At 53.0% G+C, this 251-nt stretch carries 1 protein-coding gene; it reads left to right on the top strand.

The genetic code is table 11. From position 1 onward, the window contains the following. Positions 1–29: 29 nt before the first annotated feature. A partial coding sequence (locus ACSNOG_RS33715; RefSeq protein ID WP_436756471.1) for an ATP-binding cassette domain-containing protein occupies positions 30–251 on the top strand: 222 nt, incomplete at its 3' end.

Consider the following 251-nt stretch of genomic DNA (forward strand, 5'->3'; position numbering starts at 1 on the left):
GCTCAGCAAATAATCGGGAGGTATGTGAGATGGGCAGAATCGAGCTAAAAGGAATCAGCAAGTTTTTCAAAGACGAGGAAGTCATCAAAAATTTGGATCTGACGATTCGGGACGGTTCCTTCACCGTCCTCGTCGGACCGTCAGGCTGCGGCAAATCGACAACGCTCCGCATGATAGCCGGCCTCGATGAGCAGACGAAGGGCGAGATCTGGATCGATGACAAGTGCGTAAACGGGGTCCCTCCCGGAGAT

This window comes from Streptomyces sp. URMC 124, from assembly GCF_051386455.1.
Classification (GTDB): Bacteria; Actinomycetota; Actinomycetes; order Streptomycetales; family Streptomycetaceae; genus Streptomyces.